Annotated in this window: 3 protein-coding genes and 2 pseudogenes; 3 read left to right on the plus strand and 2 right to left on the minus strand. The window is 69.0% G+C overall.

Annotated features, from left to right (window positions below):
* Window positions 1-157 precede the first annotated feature (157 nt).
* The gene (locus ACWEK3_RS42055; protein WP_453252232.1) at window positions 158-658 is read right to left on the minus strand and encodes a GNAT family N-acetyltransferase; all 501 of its coding nucleotides are present in this window, start codon (window positions 656-658) and stop codon (window positions 158-160) included.
* A gap of 132 nt (window positions 659-790) precedes the next feature.
* Here ACWEK3_RS42055 and ACWEK3_RS42060 point away from each other — a divergent pair, with 132 nt between their 5' ends.
* Window positions 791-1,513 (plus strand): ArsR/SmtB family transcription factor, encoded by a 723-nt coding sequence (locus tag ACWEK3_RS42060; RefSeq protein ID WP_453252234.1) that lies wholly within the window; start codon window positions 791-793, stop codon window positions 1,511-1,513.
* A gap of 315 nt (window positions 1,514-1,828) precedes the next feature.
* On the opposite strand, the gene ACWEK3_RS42065 is transcribed toward ACWEK3_RS42060, so the two are convergent.
* Window positions 1,829-2,635, minus strand: coding sequence for a reverse transcriptase domain-containing protein (locus tag ACWEK3_RS42065; RefSeq protein WP_453252233.1), 807 nt, complete (start codon window positions 2,633-2,635; stop codon window positions 1,829-1,831).
* 360 nt (window positions 2,636-2,995) lie between these two features.
* Here ACWEK3_RS42065 and istA point away from each other — a divergent pair.
* Both istA and ACWEK3_RS42075 read left to right on the plus strand, forming a co-directional pair.
* A pseudogene (istA, locus tag ACWEK3_RS42070) lies at window positions 2,996-3,871 on the plus strand (IS21 family transposase); the annotation flags it as partial.
* Window positions 3,872-4,040: 169 nt separating this feature from the next.
* Window positions 4,041-4,142: pseudogene (locus tag ACWEK3_RS42075) on the plus strand (ATP-binding protein); the annotation flags it as partial.

The following is a 4,142-nucleotide window of genomic DNA, read 5'->3' on the forward strand; positions in this document are numbered from 1 at the left end:
GACGCCCTGGCCCGGGTCGGGCACCCGGGCCAGGGCGTCGAGCAGCCCGGACGGCACTACTGCCCCGGACTGTGACGTCCCGGATTCGGTCTGTGGCGGGGGCGCTAGCGAGAGGAGAGCGGACGGGACAGATGATGGTGCAACGAGCACGGCGACCTTACCGGGGCCGAACTGGTTGGCCGGTCGGTGCAGTGAGTTCTTTGGTCATGAAGACGCGGCTGGTGCCCGACGGATCGCAAGGGACCTCTCCCAGGAGTTTCCACCCTTGTTTCCGGTAGAAGCCGGGGGCCTGGAAGGTGATCGTGTAGAGCACGGCTGTGCGGCAGCCGCGGGCGTGGGCCTCGTCCTCGGCCTGCCGCAGGATCTCTCTTCCCAGCCCGCTGCCTCGCAGCTGAGGCGGCAGGTAGAAGAGGTCGAGGAAGAACAGCCCGAGCGAGGTACGCCCGGTCAGTCCGCCGACCACCTGGCGCGTATCGGGATCACGGACCAGGACGCCGAGCGGCTTGCGGTCGGCGATTCCCGTGCGCTCGATGTTGAAGCGGTCCAGCGCCTCGGAGATCACCGCGATATCCGCCGCCGTGGGGGCGTCGGTGACCACGAGGTCCGTCCGGAATTCGGGATGTGGTGAGGCGGTGACAGCCGTGTCGGACGCGGTCATGGTTGCTCCAGTACGTAAGCGGAGGCGGCACGGCCTCGCGGGCGGGTGCAGGTGCGGGGCCGGCAAGCCCTGCTCACGTGCCGACGCTAGGACGTGGACGCTTCGACGAACGTCGAAGGGACGTCGGCGACAATGGGCAACGTGGACATTCAGCGCGCAGGTCAGGACGTAGGGGTAGACCTGGCGGGCGTGGCCAGGCTGTTGGCCGACGGGACCAGGGCCGCCTTCTGCCTGGCACTGCTCGACGGCCGGGCGTGGACGGCGAACGAACTCGCGCGTTACGCCGGAGTCGCACCGTCCACCGCGACATCTCACCTGAACCTGCTCGTCAGTGGCGGACTCCTCGTCGAGGAGCGGCACGGACGCCACCGTTGCGTGCGCGTGGCCGACCGCAGGGTGGTCGAACTGATCGAGAGTCTTGCCGCGCTGGCCCCGCAGCGCAGCGCCCGACCGCGTTCGCTGTCGGCCTCCGGCCGACAGCAGGCACTGGCCCGTGCCCGGCTGTGCTACGACCACCTGGCTGGAGCCGTCGCGCTGGCGATCACCGACGCGATGGTCGAGCGCGGACTGCTGGAGTGGGGTCCCGAGCCGGGCCTGACCGGCAAGGGCGCCCTCTGGCTGGCCGAGGCCGGTATCACAGTGCCTGGCGGCTCACGCCGACCGCCGGTGCGCGCATGCCTTGACTGGACCGAGCGCCGTTCCCACCTGGCTGGCGCAGTAGGTGCTGCCCTGTGCGCCCACGCACTCGCCGCTGGATGGATGACGCGCGTCGGCACCACCCGCGCCCTCATCGTGACGCCCGCCGGCCGTCGGGCATGGCACGACCACCTCGGCCTGCCGTCAGCTGACCTCTGATCCTGCGGCGGTCGTCGACAACGCAGATGCAGTCGGACCTCGGGCAGCGCGAAAGTGGTCTGTGCTGGCCACCACCCCGTGATCAACAAGCGCCACGCTCGTACTGAGTCCGGGCTGCCTTCATGCTCGTGGTCAAGTCGGGCGAACGGGACTCTCCCCGGGGCCCTGCCAGTAGCGCCGAGCGCAGCACAGTGCCCGGCCGGCCAGCTCAGACCGAGGATGTAGAGTCGGGGGCTGGCGCGGTGGCGGAGTGCTTCCGCTCCGTTTCCAGCCCCCGCCGCTTCGAACCGTGCATGCGGTTCTCCCGCACACGGCTCACCGACGCCGTTCACCGACGGCATTCGGCCTCTCCCGCCAGGGCCTGCCTGCCCTGGGTGCAACGACGGTTCCATACGGGCTGATCAGGCCGAGTTCGTTCGGGGACGAGACGGTCAGCACCCACCAGCCGAAGGCCCGGCTGCGCCGGTGTTTTCTGCTGATGAAGTGCGCGACGCGTTCCCTCGCGTATCGTCCGATCTTGCTGAAGCGGCCGGCGGAGTGGCCGTAGCGGAAGTACGCCATCCACCCGCGGAGGAACAAGTTCACATCCCCCACGATCGCTTCGGGATGCAGCGGAAGCCGGCGCCGGGCGGTGATCTCCCGGATCCGGTCGCGGGCGTGCTGCATCGCCCTGTCCGAGGGCCAGCGGGCCAGGAAGTCGACGCGTCGGCGTCCGCGCAGTCCCCGGGAACGAACCTGACGGTGGTGAAACCCGAGGAAGTCAAAGCCTTCCCCGTCCGTCATCAGGTGCACGATCCACGTCTTGGACTCCTTCGGCCTCAGCCCCAACTCCCCCAGCAGCTCAACCAGTCGGGCAAGCGCCCGCTCGGCCTGACTGCGGGAGAAGCACATCACGACCAGATCGTCGGCGTAACGGACCAGAACCCCGTCGCGGCTGTCCCATGCCCGGTCCAGCCGGTGCAGATAGACATTGCACAGCAGCGGCGAGATCACACCGCCCTGCGGAGTCCCGGTCACCGGCCGCCTCACCTGCCCGTCCTCCATCACCCCAGCCCGCAAGACCTGCCGCAGGAGCTTGAGAACAGGCTGGTCACAGACGCGCTCCTCGATGTCGGCGTACACGTGAACGTGCATAGCCGCGTACGGATGAACGTGCAGAGTTCTTGATGTGCTGAGGGCTGGTGTTCGGCACTCTGCTGCCTGTTGTCCGAGATCGCAGAGAGGGGTAGTCCGTGGTCCTGGATCCCCAGCGCTGGCTGGAACTGCGGCGCTTTCGCGGCCTGGTCGAGTCCGGGGCCATGAGCCGGTCGGAGGTCGCCAAGGAGACCGGACTCAACTGGCGGACGGTCAGTAAGTACTTGTCCCCCGACGGGCCAATGTCGCCTCCTCGCCGGTCGCCGAGTGGGCGGTCGCGGGCGAGGGTGATCGACGAGTTCGCGCCGCTGGTCGTTCGTCGACTCGATGCTGCGGGCAGAGATCCTGATGAAGGCCGCTGTGATCCACGAGCGGTTGGCCGGCGAGTACGGGTTCACCGGCAACTACCAGCGGACCAAGCTCTACGTCCAGGAAGCCCGCCCGAGGGTCGCCGAGGAACTCGGCATCACGCCGAAGGAACTGGCGGGGATGCACCGTCGGTTCGAGGTGATCCCCGGCGCCCAGGCCCAGGTTGACTGGGGCGACGAGGGCAAGATCCTCGCCCACATGGGCATCGGCAAGGTCTACTCGTTCCACATGACGCTGTCGTACTCGCGTGACCCGTTCTGCTGCTTCACCACCAGCCAGGACCTGCAGACCTTCTTCGACTGCCACCGCAGGGCGTTCGCCCACTTCGGCGGGGTCCCGATGACGATCGTCTACGACCGCACCAAGACCGTCGTGCGCCGGCACGTCGCCCCGGGCGAGGCGGTCCCACTGCATCCGGAAGCGGTCGGCTTCGCCGGCCACTACGACTTCGACATCGACGTCCTGGCCGCCTACCGGCCCACCGGCAAAGGCCGCGTCGAACGCCAGGTTCTCATCGTCCGCGAGCACGTCCTGTCCGGCCGGACCTTCTCTTCCATCGAGGAGATGGACGCGGCTTTCGCAGCCTGGGTGCCGCAGCGGCGGGCCCAGATCCACAAGACGCACCGGGAGGTCATCGGCGAACGGGCGGCCCGCGACCACGCGGCCCTCAAGCCGCTGCCGCCCACCCCCTATCTGGTGGCCGAACGGCATCTGCGGCCGGTGGGCAAGGGCTGCCTGGTCGCCTTCGGCGGCAACCTCTACTCGGTGCCCGCCCGCAAGGTCCCTCCCCGCCAGCTGGTCGAGGTCCGGGCCACGAAGTCGCAGGTCATGCTGCACTCGACCATCTCGGACGCCAGTGGCGAGACCCTGCTGGCCATGCATCCCCGTGCGGTCGGCCGCGGGGTCCGCGTCGTTGAGGAGACGCACTGGGACGGCCTGCCCACCGGCAAGGGCCGCAGGACCACCACCGGCGAGGTCCCGCCCCAGCCCCGCCGCGAACGGCCGCTCGGCGAGGAGGCCGGACCGCTCCGCCGAAGCCGCCGGACGGCTCCTCAACAAGCTCGGCACCTACCTACGGCCCAGCGTCCTCGTCGTTGATGAGGTCGGCTACCAGCCCCTGGAACGA

Source organism: Streptomyces sp. NPDC004721, from assembly GCF_053601495.1.

What these genes read in the sequence shown, in the direction of transcription:
- ACWEK3_RS42055 (WP_453252232.1), bottom strand. Translation starts at nt 658, where the DNA reads ATGACCGCGTCCGACACGGCTGTCACCGCCTCACCACATCCCGAATTC.
- ACWEK3_RS42060 (WP_453252234.1), top strand. Translation starts at nt 791, where the DNA reads ATGGGCAACGTGGACATTCAGCGCGCAGGTCAGGACGTAGGGGTAGAC.